Origin of the sequence: Mesorhizobium sp. M1A.F.Ca.IN.020.03.2.1 (genome assembly GCF_004023205.1) — a bacterium.
Lineage (GTDB): Bacteria > Pseudomonadota > Alphaproteobacteria > Rhizobiales > Rhizobiaceae > Mesorhizobium.
Genome location: NZ_RZSV01000419.1, coordinates 1 through 2,185 on the forward strand (window position 1 = coordinate 1; position 2,185 = coordinate 2,185).

Annotated in this window: 1 protein-coding gene; it reads right to left on the bottom strand. The window is 65.8% G+C overall.

Annotation, left to right across the window (positions count from 1 at the left end):
- A partial coding sequence (locus EOA79_RS31565; protein ID WP_128293662.1) for an Rne/Rng family ribonuclease occupies positions 1-2,185 on the bottom strand: 2,185 nt, incomplete at both ends.

Consider the following 2,185-nt stretch of genomic DNA (forward strand, 5'->3'; position numbering starts at 1 on the left):
TTCCTCGCGGCGATTGCGCTTGCCGCCGCGCTTGCCGCGACGGCGCTTCTTCCCCTGCCCCTCTTCCGCTGCTTCCGCCCCGGCCGGTGCTTCAGCCGTGACCTCGGCTGTCGCTTCGCCAGCAATCGTGCCGGCGTCCGCAGGTGCGGGGGCCGAGACGGCATCGCCATGGCCTTGATGCTCGCGGTCGCGATCCTTGCCGCCGCGCCGCCGACGGCGTTTGCGGCGCTTGCGGCCGCCTTCGCCGTCCTCGGACCGCTGCGGATGCTGTCCCTGCTGTGGATGGCGCGGCTGTTCGGCCTGGACCGATACCTCTTCTTCCTCCTCGACGACGATCTCGTCCTCGGGCTCTTCCGGCTCGACATAGGTCGGCAGGCTGCGCACCTCGACGAAGCCTTCCGGCTTCTCAGCCACCGCGCCGCGGAAGATCGCGTAGTGTTGTGCGCCCAGCGTCTCGTCGGCTTCGAGCGTGATGCTCAGGCCGAACCGGGCCTCGAGCTCGACCAGATTGGCGCGCTTGTGGTTGAGCACATAAAGCGCGGTCGCCGCCGGCGTGCGCACTGTGATGTGGCTGCGCGAATCCTTGAGCAGGAATTCCTCGATTGCCCGCACCACCATCAGCGCCACCGAGGAGTCCGATCTCACATGGCCCGTGCCGCCGCAATGCGGGCAGGGCTTCATCGTCGATTCCAGCACGCTGGCACGGATGCGCTGGCGCGACATCTCCATCAGGCCGAAATGCGAGATGCGACCGACCTGGATGCGGGCGCGATCGTTCTTGAGGTGATCCTTCAGCCGCTTCTCGACCGCGCGGTTGTTGCGGTTCTCCTCCATGTCGATGAAGTCGATGACGATCAGGCCGGCAAGGTCGCGCAGCCTGAGCTGCCGCGCGACTTCCTCGGCGGCCTCCAGATTGGTGTGGAGCGCGGTGTCCTCGATCGAATGCTCCTTGGTGGAGCGGCCGGAGTTGACGTCGATCGAAACCAGCGCCTCGGTCTGGTTGATGATGATGTAGCCGCCGCTCTTCAGCGTCACTTGCGGCTGCAGCATCCGGTCGAGCTGCGCCTCGATGCCGTTGCGCACGAAGATCGGCGTGGTGTCGCGGTAGGGCTGAACCACCTTGGCATGGCTCGGCATCAGCATCCGCATGAAGTCCTTGGCCTCGCGGTAGCCGTCCTCGCCGGAGACCAGGATCTCGTCGATATCCTTGTTGTACAGGTCGCGGACCGAGCGCTTGATCAGGCTGCCTTCCTCATAGACCAGGGCAGGGGCCGTGGACTGCAGCGTGAGATTGCGGACATTCTCCCAAAGCCGCATCAAATATTCATAGTCGCGCTTGATCTCGGCCTTGGTGCGGCTTTCGCCGGCGGTGCGCAGGATGACTCCCATGCCCTGCGGCACCTCGAGATCGGCGACGACCTCCTTCAGCCGCTTGCGGTCCTGAGCATTGGTGATCTTGCGCGATATGCCGCCGCCACGCGCGGTGTTCGGCATCAAGACCGAATAGCGGCCGGCGAGCGACAGATAGGTGGTCAGCGCCGCGCCCTTGTTGCCGCGCTCTTCCTTGACGACCTGGACCAGTAGGATCTGGCGGCGCTTGATGACTTCCTGGATCTTGTACTGGCGGCGCACCGGCTTGCGGCGGTTGCGAACCTCTTCAAGCGCATCCTCGGCGCCGACCGATTCGATTTCGTGTTCGTCCGAATGTGCGGACGAAACTTCTTCGAGCATGCCGCGATCATCGTCGCTGGGAGCGGCTTCCTCGGCCGGAGCGACCTCGCTGGTCGATTCGGCCTGCACCGGTTCCGAAATCACATCCGCATCGATGCTCGCGGCGATCGAAGTGGGGCCGCTCTCGGAAGGCTGGCGATTCTCGCTGTCGGTCGCATCGGCGTCTTCGGTGTCGCTGCCGGCTTCGGGGGCCTTGTTCTCCTCTTCGCCGGCTGCCTCGGCTACGGTCTCAACGGTTTCGGAGCCTTCGGTGGCTTCGGTCGAGGTATCGGCCGCATCGCCGGGCTCATCAGCGGAAGCGCTGGAAGCTGCGACCTCATCGGCGCTTTCGCCGCCTTCGTCGGCACCGGCAGCATCGGAACCGCGCTTTTGCTCGGCCCGGTCGCGGTTCTTGCCGCCGCGCCGGCGGTTGCGGCGGCCGCCGCGATCGCGCGCCTGCTGTTCCTCGCCGGTC